Source organism: Fibrobacter sp. UWOV1 (assembly GCF_900142495.1).
Taxonomy (GTDB): domain Bacteria; phylum Fibrobacterota; class Fibrobacteria; order Fibrobacterales; family Fibrobacteraceae; genus Fibrobacter.
In genome coordinates this window covers 205083-220681 of record NZ_FRBA01000005.1, presented here as the reverse complement: position 1 = coordinate 220681, position 15599 = coordinate 205083, and the positions used below count along the sequence as shown (strand labels likewise).

The following is a 15599-nucleotide window of genomic DNA, read 5'->3' as shown; positions in this document are numbered from 1 at the left end:
TAGTAGGAAAGTGTAAATGACTCAAAAAATGATGAACAAGTGTTGTTTCTGTTGGGGTCGATGTCGAACGGGCGACTAGTTTTTAGGCTTTTATCTAAAACAGATTCCCGCTCGGTTTTGTCTCCGGAGCGGGATTTTTTATTCGAATTTAAACATTAAAAGGCGCAAGGCGCTAAAGGACTTCAAAAAATGTCAAATTCAAAATACATTGAAACGAAACTCATCCACGGCGGCATCGATGGTGACAAGGTCACGGGTGCCGTTAACGTGCCCATCTACCAGACTTCTACCTATAAGCAGGCGGGTCTCGGCGAAAATACCGGCTGGGAATATTCCCGCACGGGTAACCCCACGCGCGCAGCACTCGAAGCGCTGATTGCCGACCTTGAAGGCGGTGTCGCAGGCTTTGCTTTTGGCAGCGGCATGGCAGCAACCTCGACGGTACTTTCACTTTTCAAGCAGGGCGACCGCATCATTATCTCTAGCAATGTTTATGGTGGTACCTTCCGCGTTCTGGATAAAGTTTTCAAGAACCTCGGCATTACCTATTCTATTGAAGATACGACCGACTTGGCAGCGCTTGATACCAAGGTGACGCCCGATGTGAAGGCCTTCTTTATCGAAAGCCCGGCAAACCCGCTCCTGACCGTGACGGACTTGGCAGGGGTAGCCGCGATTGCGAAGAAGCATGGAATTCTGACCATTGTCGACAACACCTTCATGACTCCTTATTTGCAACGCCCGCTGGAACTTGGCGCCGACATCGTGGTACATTCTGCGACCAAGTACTTGGGCGGCCACAGCGATGTGGTGGCAGGCCTCGCTGTAACGAACAATAAGGAAATCGCGGAAAAGCTGGCATTCAATCAGAATGCCGTGGGTGCGGTGCTTGGCCCCTTCGATTCATTCCTTTTGATTCGCGGTATCAAGACGCTTGGCGTGCGCCTTGATCGCCATACCGAAAATGCGGAACGCATTGCTCGCTACCTGGAACAGCATGAAGCTGTAAAGCACGTGTACTATCCGGGACTTCCGACTGCTCAGGGTTACGAAATCAACAAGAAGCAGGCCAAGAACGGTGGCGCCATGATTTCGTTTGAACTTTACGAGAATTATGACATCAAGAAATTCTTCAAGGCTTTGCAGCTGATTTCGCTGGCCGAAAGTTTGGGCGGCGTCGAAAGCCTCGTATGCCATCCGGCTACCATGACCCATGCCTCCATTCCGAAGGAAATCCGCGAAAAGGTGGGCATTACCGACGGACTCATTCGTTTGTCTGTAGGTATCGAAAAAGTGGATGACATTATCTTGGATTTGAACGCCGGCATCAACGCCGCGAAGGAAGCGTAATATGCATTACTACGAATCAATGCAATCTTTAATCGGGAAGACTCCGCTCGTAAAGCTTACGCACGTGGGACTCCCCGAAGGCGTAAACCTGTTTGCGAAACTGGAACTCTGGAACCCCTCGGGCAGTGTGAAGGACCGCACCGGCCTTTATATGGTGAACGACGCTCTCGCAAAAGGAACGCTCAAGCCGGGCGGAACCATTGTCGAAGCCACCGCAGGCAATACAGGCCTTGGCATCGCTTTCGCGGCGCTCAACCGCGGCATCCACGTGATATTCGTGGTGCCCACCAAGTTCTCGCAAGAAAAGCAGACGCTTATGCGTGCCCTCGGCGCAGAACTCATCAACACCCCCCGCGAAGACGGAATGCTTGGCGCCGAAAAGAAGGCCGAAGAACTCCTGACGCAAATTCCGGGCTCTGTTTCGCTAAGGCAGTTCCGCAACATGGCAAACCCGCTGGCCCATTACGAAACCACCGGCCCCGAAATCTACGAAGATTTGGACGGACAAATCGACTACGTGGTCGCAGGCGCAGGCAGTGGCGGCACCTTCAGCGGAATCCTTAAGGCGCTCAAGGAAAAGAACCCAAACATCAAGGGCGTACTCGCGGACCCCATCGGCTCTACCATGGGCGGCGGCGAACATGGCGACTACAACATCGAAGGAATCGGCAACGACTTTATCGCCGACACCATGGACATGTCGCTCGTGGATCAAGTCATCAAAATCAACGATGACGACGCCTTTGGCGGCGCCCGCGAACTCGCCAAGAAAGAAGGAATCTTCGCAGGCTCCTCTTCGGGCGCCGCGTTCACCGCAGCCAAGAAACTCATCGCCTCGGGTGCCCGCGGAAACATCGTATTCGTAGCCCCCGACCGCGGCGACCGTTACTTCAGCAAGGGATTGTATGAGTAAAAGTCACTAGTTGATATTACCTCTGTCTTCAAAACTCCACCAGATTGGTGGAGTTTTTTTTGATGCGGATGTAATAGTTTTCTTTTATAACAAACCATAGTTAAATAGTATGTGTTTATGCCTTGAAAAGGGCGAATTCTTATTCTATCTTAAAGCCTACAAAAATGGTAGGGAATAAAACTGAACCAAAAAAGACTTCATCAAAATCAAAAACTAAAACGGTGCGAAGCACCACAAGGAGAGTATAAACAATGGCAAGAGTACATTTAAAACAACCGAACGAATTGACTGGCGAAGCAAAGGCGGCTTACGAAAAGTTGGATGCTGCTGGCAAGGTGACCAACATGAAGTTGGTGATGCTCCAGGATTACGGTATCTACAAGGCTTTCATGGGCTGGTACGATGCTTGGGAAAGTCTCGAAAAGACGGTGGGTCTGCGTGCTGCAACGATTTTTGCACACTCGGTTTCTACGACGAACGGCTGCCTTCTTTGCTCGCTGTTCTTCATTAGCGACTTGAAGGCTCTGGGTCTCGATCCGAACAACTTCGAAACTTCGGAAAACGAAAAGCTTTTGCAGCAGTTGGGCCAGCAAATCGTGAAGGATCCGACAAAGGTTCCCGACGAACTTTTCGAAGGTCTCCGCAAGTTCTATACCGACGAACAGATTATCATTATCGTGGGCTTTGGCGCTCAGATGCAGGCGACGAACAACTTCAATTCTGTCTTGGGCGTCGACGTTGACAAGCGTCTGTTGCCTTTGAAGGAGCTGTTCAAGCCCGCTACTTGGAGAGAAAATATCAAGTAATTTGTACTCTCCGTACAACCTGGCGCTCCTGGAAATATTCGAAGTCCATTTTCAGGGGCGCCTTTTTTGAAAGAGGAATTCACGATGGTAAACAATCTCAAAATTTATCTGACCGCTTTGCTCGCTTTTGGCTTTGCCCTGTTGGCCGGAGCATGCGGTAACGAAAAAGCGGAAAAACAGGAAGCCCCGCAGGCAGAAAAATCCCAGTTCAAGTTCGGTACTTTGGAACTCCCGATTCTGGACGGTTCCTTGTGCGGTGCGCCTTTCTACGTGGCTAAGGAAAAGGGATTCTTTGCCGAAGAAGGAATTGATGCCAAGTTGATCGCCGCTGATGGCGAAACGCGTAAGCTGGGCCTTAGCAAGGGCACTTATGCGCTCACGAATTCTGATTTCCAGTTTTTCCAGGCGATTGAAAATGGCGTCGATATCAAGATTGTCGATGGTATTCACATCGGTTGCATCAAGGTGCTTGTAAAGAAGGGTTCGCCCTACAAGACTGCTGCTGATTTGAAGGGCAAGAAGATTGCTGTCGATGAAATCGGTGGCACGCCGCATCAGGCTGCAAGCCTTTGGCTTTCGCTGGGTGGCGTTTCGACCAAACCCGAAGATAACCAGGTGCAGTTCTTGCCTTATGCCGATGGCAACTTGGCTCTTGAAGCTTTGGAACAGGGCCAGATTGATGCCGCTGCCATTTGGGATCCGCTCGCTTCTGCTTACGAAAAGTCGGGCAAGGCCGACGTGATTATGGATGTGGCGAAGGACCCGGTATTTGACGGTCGCTACTGCTGCTTCATTTATGTGTCTGCCAAGATTTTGAAGGAAGAACCGGCGAAGATTGCAGCACTCTTGCGTGCGATTCACAAGGCGGAAGCCTGGATTGCCGAACACCCTGAAGAAACGGTTGACATTATTGCCGAAGGCAAGTATTCCGAAATCGAAGACAAGCCGCTGGCTGTTGAACTGATTAAGAGTTATGTGTACACTTCGCTGGAACAGCGCAAGACTCTTGGCCGCGACGTGAAGGGCGACTTGCGTTACTTTAGCGAACAGCTCAAGAAGATTGGCTACCTCACGCAGGATCCCGACCAGTTTGTCGCGAACCTGTACGAAGAAGTCGATTTGAACAAGTAATCGAAATTCCTTGTTGCTTAGCGCCCGCAAGGGCGCATTTTTAAAAATTTTACGGAGAGTTGAATGAACATTGTTTTGACGATTTCAGGTTTCCTGATCGCCTTCTTGGTAAACTTGCTTTTTCCGCAGGTGGCCGAAAATGTGCGAATCAAGGAATATGTTTTTGGCGGGTTTACGGTTGACGACAATTTGGCATACCGCTTAGTTTTGCTTGCCATTATTGCCTATTACGCGGTCTATACGGTGGTGCTGTTTGTCCGCAAGGCGAGTGCAGATAAGGTGGCAAAATTTTTCGCGGGCGCGAAGTTCCGTTTCGCGGTTGGCTTGGCTCTTGCGGCATGGGATGTTCTCGGAACCAAGTTGCTGTTTTTGCCGCAGCCGTTCTTTCCGGGGCCTGCGATTATTATGGACGCCTTTATTGGCGATACCAAATTCATTTGGCAGAATACGCTTTACTCGTTGCGCCTTTTTGTAGCCGGATTTTCGGTGGGCGTGGTGACGGGTGTGTTGACGGGTGTGCTGATTGGTTGGTATCCGAAGGCTCGTTACTGGATTTTGCCGGTGCTCAACATTTGCGGCGTGATTCCGGCAGTGGCATGGATGCCTTTTGCGCTGACGCTTTTTCCGACTTCGTTTGCGGCGGCGACTTTCTTGATTGCGATATGCTCCTGGTTCCCGGTGGCGACTATGACGGCCGACGGGGTGCAGGGTACGCCGAAGTCGTTGTTTGAACTTTCGCGCACTTTTGGCGCGGGGCAGCTGTACCAGATTTTCCATATTGCGATTCCCCATGCGATGCCGCAGATTTTTACGGGTATTATGACGGCGGCTGCGTTTGGTTTTACGACGCTCGTGATGGCCGAAATGATGGGGCAGCCGGGTGGCCTTGGCTACTACATTAACACTTCGAAGGTCTGGAGCGCTTATTACAAGGTATTCGCTGCGATTGTCGTGATGGCAGTGCTGTTCTCGGCGATTTTGAAGGTGGTTGGCGCAGTACAGCGTTATGTGCTTCGCTGGCAAAAAGGTGTTGTGCGATAGGAGGCGACGATGACGGATATTTTAGATAAAGAAAAAATCTTGAAGATTCGCGAAGTAAACCGCTCCTTTATCGATGAACGCACGGGCGAACCGCGGCAGATTTTGAAAGATATCAATCTTTCTGTTTTTGAGGGCGAATTCATTTCGATTCTGGGCGCATCGGGTTGCGGCAAGACGACGCTTTTGCGCTTGATTGCGGGGCTCGATCCTGTTCAAGACGGCAAGATTATTCTTGATGGCGAACCGGTGCACGGGCCCGATTCCAAGCGCGGTTACGTATTCCAGCAGGGTTGCCTTTTCCCGTGGCTCACGGTAGAAGACAACATCGCGATGGGTCTCAAGATTCGTGGCGTTTATAAACAGAATAAGGATAAGGTTCACGATTTTATCGAAAAAATCGGTCTTGGCGGATTCGAAAAGAATTTCCCGCACCAGATTAGTGGTGGTATGGCGCAGCGCGTGGCAATTGCGCGTGCGTTGATTAATGATCCTGAAATCTTGCTGCTTGATGAACCCATGGGAGCGCTGGATTCGTTTACCCGTGCTGACATCCAGAACTTGCTTTTGGAACTTCGCAAGGAACGCAACACCACCATGATTCTGGTGACCCACGATATTGACGAAGCGCTTTATTTGTCTGATCGTATCGTGATTATGACGCCGCGTCCGGGGCGCATTAGCGAGGTGCTTGAAATTCGCGACAGCTTCCCGCGTGAAAGAGGCTCGGCGCAGTTCCTGGAAAAACGCCGCAATATTTTGGAACGCTTTAATCTTGCACGTTCCAATACGGCGCCGGAATACGTCATTTAGTCTAGATGGATTTGTTATCGGAAAAATTGATAACGAGCGCTAAAAACAAAGTATTGGACAGCGACTAAAATTGCACCTATATTTGTTTCAAAAAATAAGGAGAGTACTATGTCAAATAACGTTAGTTATGTGGCGGGAGAAAATGCCGCCTCTTATGAAAAGGCCCGAAAGTATAACCTGTTTTCTTTCGCGAATGCCCCCCATAAAGATTACAAGCCGTTCTTTGTAGACCATGCCGACGGTATCTACGTTTACGATGGTGCAGGCAAGGAATACATCGATATCGCGTCGGAACTGGTGAACGTGAATATCGGCTTTAATAACCGCCACATTATTGAAGCGGTGCAAAAGCAGGTGGAACGTTTGGCTTACATCGCTCCGCGTCATGCCTTTGCCGAAGCGGGCGAACTCAGCGAACTCTTGATCGAAAAGATTGCGCCGAAGAACATGAGAAAGGTGCTGTTTACGCTGGGAGGCTCTGAAGCGAATGAATTTGCCATCCGTTTTGTGAAGGCGTTTACGGGCCGCGACAAGATTTTCTCGAAGTATGAATCTTATCACGGAAGCACTTACGGTGCGTCGAGCTTGACGGGCGAAAGCGAACGCGCTTCGCTGTTCCCGACGATTCCCGGATTCATCAAGTATCCGGCTCCGCACCTTTACGGTTATGATATCAAGTTCAAGACCGAAGAAGAAGCGACCAAGCATTTCCTTTCTCGCCTGGAATATCAGATTCAGCAGGAATGCCCGGAATCGGTGGCGGCTGTGTTCATTGAATCGGTCACCGGTTCTAATGGCGTTTATCTTTACCCCAAGGGATACCTGAAGGGTGTCCGCGAAATCTGCGACAAGTACGGAATTTTAATGGTGTGCGACGAAGTCATGAGCGGTTTTTTGCGCACGGGTGAATGGTTCGCCTGCCAGGCCGACGGCGTGGAACCGGACCTGATTACTTTTGCAAAGGGTGTGAACAGCGCCTACGCTCCGCTCGGCGGCGTGCTCATTAGCGAAAAGATTGCGAATTATTATGAGGAAAATGCCTTTACTGCAGGGCTTACCTATAATGCGCATCCGCTCGGCGTTGCGGCAGCTATTGCCTGTATCGAAGAATATTTCCGCTTGGATGTCAAGGGCAATGTGAAAAAACAGGAACCCATTTTGAAGAAAAAGCTTGCGGAACTCAAGGCAAAGCACCCTTCTGTTGGTGACGTGCGTTCTGTGGGCCTTTTCGGAGCCATCGAATTCAGCTACAGCAAGGATCATAAGGACGTGATTCGCAAGAATGCAGCGGGTGAACCTTTCCTTGGAAACTTCATCACGAAACTCCGCAACGATTACGGCATTCTCACGATGGGCGGCGGCTCCACGATTATTGTGGCACCTCCGCTGATTATCAACGAGGCTCAGCTGGATGAAATCTTTGATCGTCTGGACAAAGCGATTAGCGAATACGCCGACGGTTTAATAAAATAATCATCTCCAATTCTATCATGGCGGACTCAATTGAGTCCGCCATTTAATTTTTTGCCAAGAATTAAAGGTGACTGCTAAATGCAGCCACCTTTTAGGTTTTACTATGGTTATAATCGTGCTATTGGATTGCGACGAAGGCTTGTTCCAGGTCGGTAATCAAATCGTTCACGTCTTCAAGACCAATCGAGAGGCGGATGGTTTCGGAATGGATATCGGCCAATTCCTGAGCGCGTTCCGGGAGCTCGATGTGGGTGGTGGTAGACGGGTTGATAATGAGCGAGCGGGCATCACCGATATTTGCCTGGAAGCTGAATACTTTTACGGCTTCCAAGAACTTGATAATGGTTGCGCGGTCGTTCTTTTTAAGGCCAAAGCTCAGGATTGCGCCGGCACCCTTGGGGAAGTACTTGGCGGCGAGTGCCTTGTACTTGCTGTTTTTGGCGTGCGGATGGTTTACCCAAGAAACTTCGGGGCGCGTTTCCAAGAATTCTACAATCTTTTCAGCAGACTTTACCGATTTCGAAAGACGTTCCGAAAGGGTTTCGATTCCAAGAAGCACCAGGTAAGAATTGAACGGGGCGATGGCGCCGCCCAAGTAATTCAGGTGAATGGCGCGGATACGGCCGGTGAAAGGCGTATCCGGGAACACGTCGTAAAAACTGCGGGGTACGCCCTGTTGCGACACCAAGAAATGCGGCTGGCCGTCGAACTGCGGGAACTTTCCGTTTTTCCAGTTGAACTTGCCGTTTTCTACAATGGCACCGGCAATCACGTTGCCGTGACCCGTAAGGCCCTTGGTGGCCGAATAAACGACTACATCGGCGCCGAAATCAAACGGATTCAACAAATAGGGGGTTGCCACCGTGTTGTCGACAATCAGCGGAATTCCGTGCTTGTGGGCGATATTTGCGATCGCTTCGATATCCAGAATGGTGGCGTTCGGGTTGGTGATCGATTCGATGTAGATTACCTTGGTGTCTTCTTTGACGAGTGCCTCGAAATTTGCCGGATCGTCAGGGTTTTCTACAATGTCATACTTGACGCCCGTCTCTCCGAAGATTTGTTCGAAACTATCGAAAGATCCGCCGTAAGAACGAGCTGTTGCAAGGATTCTGCCCTTGCCTGCTGTGACGTTCAAAAGCGAATACGTAACCGCTGCCATGCCCGAAGAAAGCGTGACAGCACCGGTTGCTCCCGGGTGGAGTGCCGTAAGGCGCGCGTCAAGTACATCCGTTGTCGGATTAGAAAGTCGTGTATAAAGTGCTTCGGCGCTGTCGAAATAAAACAGATCGTCGCTACGCTTTACGGTGTCGAGCGTAAATGCGGTTGTCTGGTAAATGGGCACCGAAACGGCGTGGTTGTGTTCAGCAGGATTATAGCCTGCGTGCAATTTAAGCGTATCAAAAGAAAATTGATTTGACATTAAACTCTCCTTAATTTTTTTGAAAGCAAATATAGATGTGGTTTTTGATAGCGTCCAATACTTAATTCTTATGCTGAATTATTGATTTTTTCTATATGTGCGACGCTGTTGAATTTGTCTGTGTTATAATAAAAACCTATAACAAATCATAGTGATATAGTATTGGACATTTTCGGTATACCTTTTTAATTTATGCACCGAAAATTTTTAAGGAGAGTGCCATGAAACAGTACAAAGTATTTGTTGTTGCTAATCTTATTTTCGGCGTATTGCTGATTGTACTTACCAAGTTGATTTTGCCTGTTTGCCATCCGATGGGTGGTGGAACCATGAGCTGTGAAATTTCGACGACGGTAGATGCTTTTTTAGGACTTGCATTGCTGGCAAATTCCGTCGTTGCTGCGGGGCTCCTTAAAAAGAAAGCACATGTCATTCTTTCTGCAGTAACGTTTGTGCTCGGTGTTTTTGTTTCGCTTGTGCCTACGGTAATTGTTGGAACATGCCCGCATGCTCACATGGCGTGCCATGCGGTAACGGCTCCGGTGCTTGCTGTTTTTGGAGCGTTGATTGCACTTTTTGCGGCGCTGAATTTGATTTACTTAAAACTGAGGAGGCGAAATGAACAAGACTGATTTGAATTTGATTATTGAAAATTACTTGCGAAACCCTTTCCGTAGTTTTGGACTTTCACTTTTGATTGCTTTGCTCGCCTCGGTGCTTTTGGTGGGCGGACTTTTGTCGTTTTCGCTTTCGAAGGGCCTGAATCGCCTTTCGTCTCGCTTGGGGGCCGATGTCATTGTGATTCCCCAAGGGAGCGAAATCAACGACCAGACTGTACTTTTGCAGGGCGATTCCAAGTACACCTATTTGCCGCAGGGCTCGCTGGAATTTATTCGTGGCCTTGACGGCGTAGAAATTGCGACGCCGCAGTATTTTTTGACCACCTTGAATTCTAGCTGCTGCGAACAGAAAGTCATGATTATCGGTTTCGAGCCGGCTTCTGATTTTGTGATTCAGCCTTGGATTCACGAGGTCCTTACGGATAAACTCCCTAAGGGTGCTATCGTGGTGGGCAGTGAAATTAGCGTGGGCGAGAAAAGGACTGTCAGGTTCTTTGACCATGAATACCCTGTGGCGGCCACCCTTGAACCGGTCGGCAACAAGTTGGACCAGGCCGTTTTTGTAGATGTGGCGACACTTGCCGATATCCGCGAGGCGGCTAAGGCCAAGGGCGTGGTTTTCTTGCATCAGGATGTCAAGTCCGAAGGCTCGGATTCGCCGATTTACTCCAGCGTTTTAATTAAACTTCGCGCAGGGGCTGATATCGAGCGCCTCTCTCGAGAAATTCATACCCGCTTTGACGGCGTGCAGATTCGCACCCGCAAAGATTTGTTCTCGGGTCTTGAAAAGTCGGCGAACTTCTTGCAGATTGTGGTGTGGTCAATCGTGGCCCTTTTCCTGGTGATTGCGGTTGCCGCGATTGTGATTTCGTTTTCACTGTCGACTCGCGAACGTAGGCGTGAATATGCGCTTTTGCGAATTGTGGGTTATGCCCGCAAGCGCTTGAGGACTCTTGTGCTGGGTGAATCGCTACTGGTGTCGGCGGTAGGAACATACATTGGCTTGCTGGTTTCGAGCGTGGCATTTTTCACTTTTAAAATTTGGATTGGCGAACATGTGAACGTGCCCTTCATTGCTCCTGGAAATGCCGAAATCGCGGCTGTTTACGCTGTGGTAGTTTTGCTTTTGCATTCGGTGGGGCCGGTGGCTGTTTATGGCGTGGCAAATAAGGTGAGTAAGATTGATGCCTACGCCGCTTTGAGGGAGGTAGAACATTGATTTTAAACGTTTCTAATTTGTATAAAACTTATACCCGCCGCGGCGAAGAATTCAATGCCGTCGAAGATGTTGAATTTTTTGCCTGGTCCGGTGATTTTTCGGTAATCTATGGCGAATCGGGAAGCGGAAAAAGTACGCTTTTGTCGCTCCTTTCGGGAATCAATCGCCCCTCGCAGGGATCTATCATTTTTAATGGTGTTGATTTTGCAAGTTTGACAGATGCCGAACTTTCCGCGATTCGTAACGATAAAATCGGCTACATTCCACAAGAATCCGTTTTCTTGCCGCAATTTACCGTGCTTGAAAATATCTTCTTGCCGCGGGCGATTCGCGAGGGCAATAAGATTGAGGTGCGGGATATTTCGGAATTGGTCGATATTGATATTCATTCAAAACTCGAAACTCTCGGCATTGCCCATTTGGTGAATGAAATGCCGGCGGAACTTTCGGGTGGCGAACTCAAGCGAGCCTCGATTGTGCGCGCTCTTGTTAACAATCCCGATATCGTGATTGCTGACGAACCGACCAGCAATCTTGACGAAACCAATGCCAAGATTGTCTTTGACCTTTTGGCGGAACTTGCGCAGTCGGGAACGTCGGTACTTGTGGCTACCCATGATCCTCGCGGCTTCAAGTATGGCGACCGCATTTACACCATGCACAAGGGGAGACTCTTGCCGAACGGTGAATCTGATTACGGCGGATTATAAATAAATCAATATTAAGTGATGTTGCCCTCGACTCGGTCGGGGGCATTTTCGTTATAAAAATTTTTGATAATTCCGCATAAAAACAAAGTATTAGAAAAACTGTAAGTCCCTTTCTATTTTTCGCATTGAAATTTATAAGGAGAGTGATTCACATGTCAATTAAAACATCGAAAAAGTCAAGTAAAATCTCAGCGGATGTTACGAATCCGGTAAATTGGAATTTCGGCACCAAGTGCCTGCAGGCGGGCTGGAAGCCGAAAGTGGGCGAACCTCGCGTATTGCCGATTTTCCAGTCAACCACTTACAAGTACGAAGATGTTGACGAAGTAGAACGTCTTTTCGCCCTCAAGCAGTCGGGCAACAAGTACACGCGTACGGGCAACCCGACGGTAGCCGCTTTTGAAGCAAAAATTACCGAGTTGGAAGGCGGTGTGGGCGCTGTCGCAACAGCTTCGGGACAGTCGGCCGTATTGCTCGCTATTTCGAATTTGGTGAAGGCGGGCGATCACATTGTGGCTTCTAAGGCAGTGTATGGCGGAACCTACACGCTGCTTGATGTTCGACTTTCAAAGCTCGGCGTTGAAACGACTTTTATTGACCCGGAAGCCCCTATTGCAGAACTTCGCAAGGCGTTCCGGCCCAACACCAAGTTGGTTTTCGGAGAAACGATTGGAAACCCGGCGCTTGGCGTTCTGGATTTTGAAAAGTTCTCGAAGCTTGCCAAGGAATTCGACGTGCCGTTCCTTGTGGATAACACGCTTGCAACGCCGTTCTTGGTGAAGCCCTTAAAGCATGGCGCAAACGTTGTCATTCATTCGGCCACCAAGTACATTGACGGTCATGCCATCGCCTTGGGCGGTGTCGTGATTGATGGTGGCAATTACAACTGGAATAACGGAAAGTTCCCGGATCTTGTCAATCCCGATGCACAGTACGCAAATACTTCTTATACTGAAAAGTTCGGCCGCGCCGCCTACATTGTCAAGGCCCGCGCCCAGTTTTTGCGCGATTTCGGTGCCGCCCAGAGTCCGTTCAACGCATTCCTTTTGAACTTGGGTCTTGAAACTCTGCATTTGCGCATGCCGCAACACAGTTCTAACGCTTTGGCCTTGGCGGAATACCTTTCCAAGCACCCGGCGGTAAACTGGGTCAACTATCCGGCGCTCAAATCTAGCCCGAATAACAAGCGCATTCGCAAGTATTTCGATTACCAGGGCGGAAGCGGCGTGCTGACCTTTGGCCTCAAGGGAGGCAAGGCTGCCATTCGCTCGTTCGTGAAAGCGCTGAAGGTCGCGGCATTGGTGGTGCACGTGGGCGACGCCCGTACGAGTGTGCTACACCCGGCAACGAGTACACATTCCCAGCTTTCGCCGAAGGATAGGCTTGCTGCAGGAATTCCTGACGACATGATTCGCGTGTCCGTCGGAATCGAAGACCCGCGCGACATTATCGCCGATTTCGAACAGGCAATTAAGGCAAGTACATCAAAACATTAAACATCCTCATCGTGTCATCCTGAACGCAGTGAAGGATCTAAAAAAAATTAATCATAGGAGATTTTAAATGAAATTCATCCAAACATTACTGTCTTTCGCAGCCATTTTCACTTTGGTTTTTGTATTCTCCGCTTGCGAAGAAGAAAAAAACGAAAAGGCTGCCGCTACCAATGAATCCGCTTTTAAATACGGTTCTGTCGAAATCCCCGTTTCCGATGGAACCCTTTGCATTGCGCCGTTCTTTGTCGCTAAAGAAAAAGGCTTTTTCGCTAAAGAAGGTGTCGATGTGAAATTCGTGTCGGCAAATGCTGAAACCCGCAAAATCGGGCTCAACAACGGAACCTATCCGATTACGAACTCCGACTTCGCCTTTTTCCAGTCCGTCGAAAACGGAGTGAACATCAAGGTGGTCGAAGGTTTCCATGTCGGTTGCATTCACCTACTCGTCAAAAAGGGGTCGCCGATTCGCTCTGCGCAGGATTTGAAGGGCAAAAAGATTGCCGTGAACGCCATTGGCGCTACTCCGCACCAAGCCGCAACACTTTGGCTTGAAGCAAACGGCGTTTCTGCTATAAACGATGTTCAATTCTTGCCCTATGCCGATGGCAACTTGGCGCTCGAAGCCTTGGAACGCGGGCAGGTCGAAGCGGTTTCACTTTGGGACCCGCTGGGAAGCCTTGCCGCTGTTGACGGCCGCGCCGATGTGCTGATGGATTTGGCAACGGACCCCGTTTTTGCAGGCCGCTATTGCTGTTTCTATTATGTTTCGGGCATCCTTCTGGAAAAGGAACCGGAAAAGATCAAGGCTATCCTTCGCGCTCTCGAACAGGCGCACACCTGGATCAGCGAACACCCGGAAGAAACCGTGGAACTCATGCAGGCAGGCAAGCACTCCGCCATCGAAGACAAGGAATTCGCAACCGCACTCATCAAGTCTTACGAATACCAGTCTCCTGAACAGAAAATCAAGAGTGGTCGCAACCTGAAAGCCGACTTGCATTACTTCGCAGACCTGCTGCATAAGGTCGGATACCTGCAGCTGAATGCCGATGAATTCACCGAAAAAATCTATCGCGAAGTTGACTGGCATAAGTAATAATTTGTACTCCTAAATTCCTGTGCACTACTCTCCGCGCAGGTACCCCTCGGCAGCATTAGTTGCCGAGGGTGTTTTTTATAGAGCGGACATCATTCGAAGCGAAAGTGTCATTCTGAGCGAAGGCGTGAAACGCCGAAGTCGATATACGACACTAGACACTTTAGTGGCAAAGTGGAGTTATCCACTATGTGGAAGAATCTAGGGCATTTTTATTCTGTGTACAAAAAAGGCTCGTCGTTTGACGAGCCTTAATCTTTTTGCTAGAGAGAATTCGCTTATGCTTTGGCGAGTTTCTTCAAAGTTGCAGCCTTGTCGGTCTTTTCCCAAGTGAAGCGAGCGCCGGTGCGGCCGAAGTGGCCGAGCGCAGCAGTTGCCTGGTAGCCGGGCTTCTTCAAGTCAAGCATCTTCACGATGCCTGCTGGAGAAAGGTCGAAGACCTTCTTCACGATTTCTTCAATCTTGCGGTCATCAATCTTGCCGGTCTTGAACGTATTCACCAGCACAGACACCGGCTTGGAATAACCGATGGCGTAGGCAAGCTGCACTTCGCAACGGTCTGCAAGACCAGCTGCCACAATATTCTTTGCCACATAGCGAGCAGCGTAAGCGGCGCTGCGGTCGACCTTACTCGGGTCCTTGCCGCTGAAAGCGCCACCACCGTGACGGCCCATGCCACCGTAGGTGTCTACGATAATTTTACGACCCGTCAGGCCGCAGTCACCGTGCGGGCCACCAATCACGAATTTCCCCGTCGGATTGATGAGGAAGCGAGTCTTCTTGTCCAAAAGCTTTGCGGGAATCACCTTCTTGATAAGCTTTTCGATGATTTCCTTTTCGATGGTAGAATGCTTGAGTTCCTTGCCGTTCACGAATTCATCGTGCTGGGTGCTGACTACCACGGTATCGACGCGCACGGGCTTATCGTTTTCGTCGTATTCGACAGTCACCTGAGATTTTGCGTCGGGGCGGAGCCACTTGATTTTGCCGGATTCGCGGAGGTTCTGGATTTCTTCCATGAGCTTGTGAGCAAGGCTAATCGGAAGCGGCATCAGTTCCTTGGTTTCGTTCACGGCGTAACCGAACATCATGCCTTGATCGCCTGCGCCCTGCTTGTCATCTTCCTTGCCTTCGGCGGCCTTGGCGTCAACACCCTGAGCGATATCGGGAGACTGCTTATCGACTGCAACGAGCACGGAGCAGCCCTTATAATCAAAAGCAAGTTCCGGGTTCACATAACCGATGCTCTTAATAGTCTTGCGTGCAATCTGCTGGTAGTCAATTACGGCCTTGGTGGTAATTTCGCCAGAGATAACGACCAGACCGGTGTTGGCAAGTGTTTCGCAAGCCACGCGGCTGTTCGGGTCTTGGGCGAGGCAGGCGTCGAGAATTGCATCCGAGATCTGGTCGCAAACTTTGTCGGGGTGTCCCTTGGACACCGATTCAGAAGTAAAGAGATAATGTGCCATTGTATAAGGCTCCTTTTGTTAACAGCACCGAAAAGAACGTCG

At 49.7% G+C, this 15599-nt stretch carries 14 protein-coding genes; 12 read left to right on the top strand and 2 right to left on the bottom strand.

From position 1 onward, the window contains the following. Positions 1-189 precede the first annotated feature (189 nt). The 7 genes from BUC02_RS09170 to BUC02_RS09140 all read left to right on the top strand — a co-directional run bounded on the left by BUC02_RS09170 (position 190) and on the right by BUC02_RS09140 (position 7524). The gene (locus tag BUC02_RS09170) at positions 190-1350 is read left to right on the top strand and encodes a trans-sulfuration enzyme family protein (RefSeq protein WP_073321678.1); all 1161 of its coding nucleotides are present in this window, start codon (positions 190-192) and stop codon (positions 1348-1350) included. A 1-nt stretch (position 1351) separates the two neighbouring features. After that, positions 1352-2263 carry a PLP-dependent cysteine synthase family protein gene (locus BUC02_RS09165; protein ID WP_073321675.1) on the top strand — a complete coding sequence of 304 codons (912 nt, stop codon included), beginning with the start codon at positions 1352-1354 and terminating at the stop codon, positions 2261-2263. 251 nt (positions 2264-2514) lie between these two features. After that, on the top strand, positions 2515-3069 hold the full coding sequence (locus tag BUC02_RS09160; protein ID WP_073321672.1) for a carboxymuconolactone decarboxylase family protein: 555 nt from the start codon (positions 2515-2517) through the stop codon (positions 3067-3069). Positions 3070-3153: 84 nt separating this feature from the next. Further along, positions 3154-4200 (top strand): ABC transporter substrate-binding protein, encoded by a 1047-nt coding sequence (locus BUC02_RS09155; protein ID WP_073056536.1) that lies wholly within the window; start codon positions 3154-3156, stop codon positions 4198-4200. 63 nt (positions 4201-4263) lie between these two features. Beyond that, positions 4264-5241, top strand: coding sequence for an ABC transporter permease (locus tag BUC02_RS09150; RefSeq protein WP_073321669.1), 978 nt, complete (start codon positions 4264-4266; stop codon positions 5239-5241). Between the two features lie 9 nt (positions 5242-5250). Next, positions 5251-6051 carry an ABC transporter ATP-binding protein gene (locus BUC02_RS09145; protein ID WP_073321666.1) on the top strand — a complete coding sequence of 267 codons (801 nt, stop codon included), beginning with the start codon at positions 5251-5253 and terminating at the stop codon, positions 6049-6051. 108 nt (positions 6052-6159) lie between these two features. After that, positions 6160-7524, top strand: a complete 1365-nt coding sequence (locus BUC02_RS09140) for an aminotransferase class III-fold pyridoxal phosphate-dependent enzyme (RefSeq protein ID WP_073321663.1) — start codon at positions 6160-6162, stop codon at positions 7522-7524. 118 nt (positions 7525-7642) lie between these two features. Here the strand turns inward: BUC02_RS09140 and BUC02_RS09135 are convergent, their stop codons facing one another. Continuing rightward, on the bottom strand, positions 7643-8947 hold the full coding sequence (locus tag BUC02_RS09135) for an O-acetylhomoserine aminocarboxypropyltransferase/cysteine synthase family protein (RefSeq protein ID WP_073321660.1): 1305 nt from the start codon (positions 8945-8947) through the stop codon (positions 7643-7645). Between the two features lie 221 nt (positions 8948-9168). Here BUC02_RS09135 and BUC02_RS09130 point away from each other — a divergent pair, with 221 nt between their 5' ends. The 5 genes from BUC02_RS09130 to BUC02_RS09110 all read left to right on the top strand — a co-directional run bounded on the left by BUC02_RS09130 (position 9169) and on the right by BUC02_RS09110 (position 14088). Next, complete coding sequence (locus BUC02_RS09130; protein WP_073321657.1) at positions 9169-9579, top strand: DUF4418 family protein; 411 nt, start codon at positions 9169-9171, stop codon at positions 9577-9579. Continuing rightward, complete coding sequence (locus BUC02_RS09125; RefSeq protein ID WP_073321654.1) at positions 9566-10786, top strand: ABC transporter permease; 1221 nt, start codon at positions 9566-9568, stop codon at positions 10784-10786. Before BUC02_RS09130 ends, BUC02_RS09125 begins: the two co-directional genes overlap by 14 nt. Continuing rightward, positions 10783-11496: an ABC transporter ATP-binding protein gene (locus BUC02_RS09120; RefSeq protein WP_073321651.1), complete on the top strand. Its 714-nt coding sequence runs from the start codon at positions 10783-10785 to the stop codon at positions 11494-11496. Before BUC02_RS09125 ends, BUC02_RS09120 begins: the two co-directional genes overlap by 4 nt. A gap of 152 nt (positions 11497-11648) precedes the next feature. Beyond that, complete coding sequence (locus BUC02_RS09115) at positions 11649-12992, top strand: O-acetylhomoserine aminocarboxypropyltransferase/cysteine synthase family protein (RefSeq protein ID WP_073321648.1); 1344 nt, start codon at positions 11649-11651, stop codon at positions 12990-12992. Positions 12993-13059: 67 nt separating this feature from the next. After that, positions 13060-14088, top strand: coding sequence for an ABC transporter substrate-binding protein (locus BUC02_RS09110; RefSeq protein WP_073321645.1), 1029 nt, complete (start codon positions 13060-13062; stop codon positions 14086-14088). Positions 14089-14366: 278 nt separating this feature from the next. On the opposite strand, the gene metK is transcribed toward BUC02_RS09110, so the two are convergent. Beyond that, positions 14367-15557 carry a methionine adenosyltransferase gene (gene metK / locus BUC02_RS09105; RefSeq protein ID WP_073321641.1) on the bottom strand — a complete coding sequence of 397 codons (1191 nt, stop codon included), beginning with the start codon at positions 15555-15557 and terminating at the stop codon, positions 14367-14369. Positions 15558-15599: the final 42 nt, after the last annotated feature.

What these genes read in the sequence shown, in the direction of transcription:
- metK (WP_073321641.1), bottom strand. Translation starts at nt 15,557, where the DNA reads ATGGCACATTATCTCTTTACTTCTGAATCGGTGTCCAAGGGACACCCC.
- BUC02_RS09165 (WP_073321675.1), top strand. Translation starts at nt 1,352, where the DNA reads ATGCATTACTACGAATCAATGCAATCTTTAATCGGGAAGACTCCGCTC.
- BUC02_RS09150 (WP_073321669.1), top strand. Translation starts at nt 4,264, where the DNA reads ATGAACATTGTTTTGACGATTTCAGGTTTCCTGATCGCCTTCTTGGTA.
- BUC02_RS09155 (WP_073056536.1), top strand. Translation starts at nt 3,154, where the DNA reads ATGGTAAACAATCTCAAAATTTATCTGACCGCTTTGCTCGCTTTTGGC.
- BUC02_RS09170 (WP_073321678.1), top strand. Translation starts at nt 190, where the DNA reads ATGTCAAATTCAAAATACATTGAAACGAAACTCATCCACGGCGGCATC.
- BUC02_RS09135 (WP_073321660.1), bottom strand. Translation starts at nt 8,947, where the DNA reads ATGTCAAATCAATTTTCTTTTGATACGCTTAAATTGCACGCAGGCTAT.
- BUC02_RS09115 (WP_073321648.1), top strand. Translation starts at nt 11,649, where the DNA reads ATGTCAATTAAAACATCGAAAAAGTCAAGTAAAATCTCAGCGGATGTT.
- BUC02_RS09160 (WP_073321672.1), top strand. Translation starts at nt 2,515, where the DNA reads ATGGCAAGAGTACATTTAAAACAACCGAACGAATTGACTGGCGAAGCA.
- BUC02_RS09110 (WP_073321645.1), top strand. Translation starts at nt 13,060, where the DNA reads ATGAAATTCATCCAAACATTACTGTCTTTCGCAGCCATTTTCACTTTG.
- BUC02_RS09140 (WP_073321663.1), top strand. Translation starts at nt 6,160, where the DNA reads ATGTCAAATAACGTTAGTTATGTGGCGGGAGAAAATGCCGCCTCTTAT.
- BUC02_RS09125 (WP_073321654.1), top strand. Translation starts at nt 9,566, where the DNA reads ATGAACAAGACTGATTTGAATTTGATTATTGAAAATTACTTGCGAAAC.
- BUC02_RS09130 (WP_073321657.1), top strand. Translation starts at nt 9,169, where the DNA reads ATGAAACAGTACAAAGTATTTGTTGTTGCTAATCTTATTTTCGGCGTA.
- BUC02_RS09145 (WP_073321666.1), top strand. Translation starts at nt 5,251, where the DNA reads ATGACGGATATTTTAGATAAAGAAAAAATCTTGAAGATTCGCGAAGTA.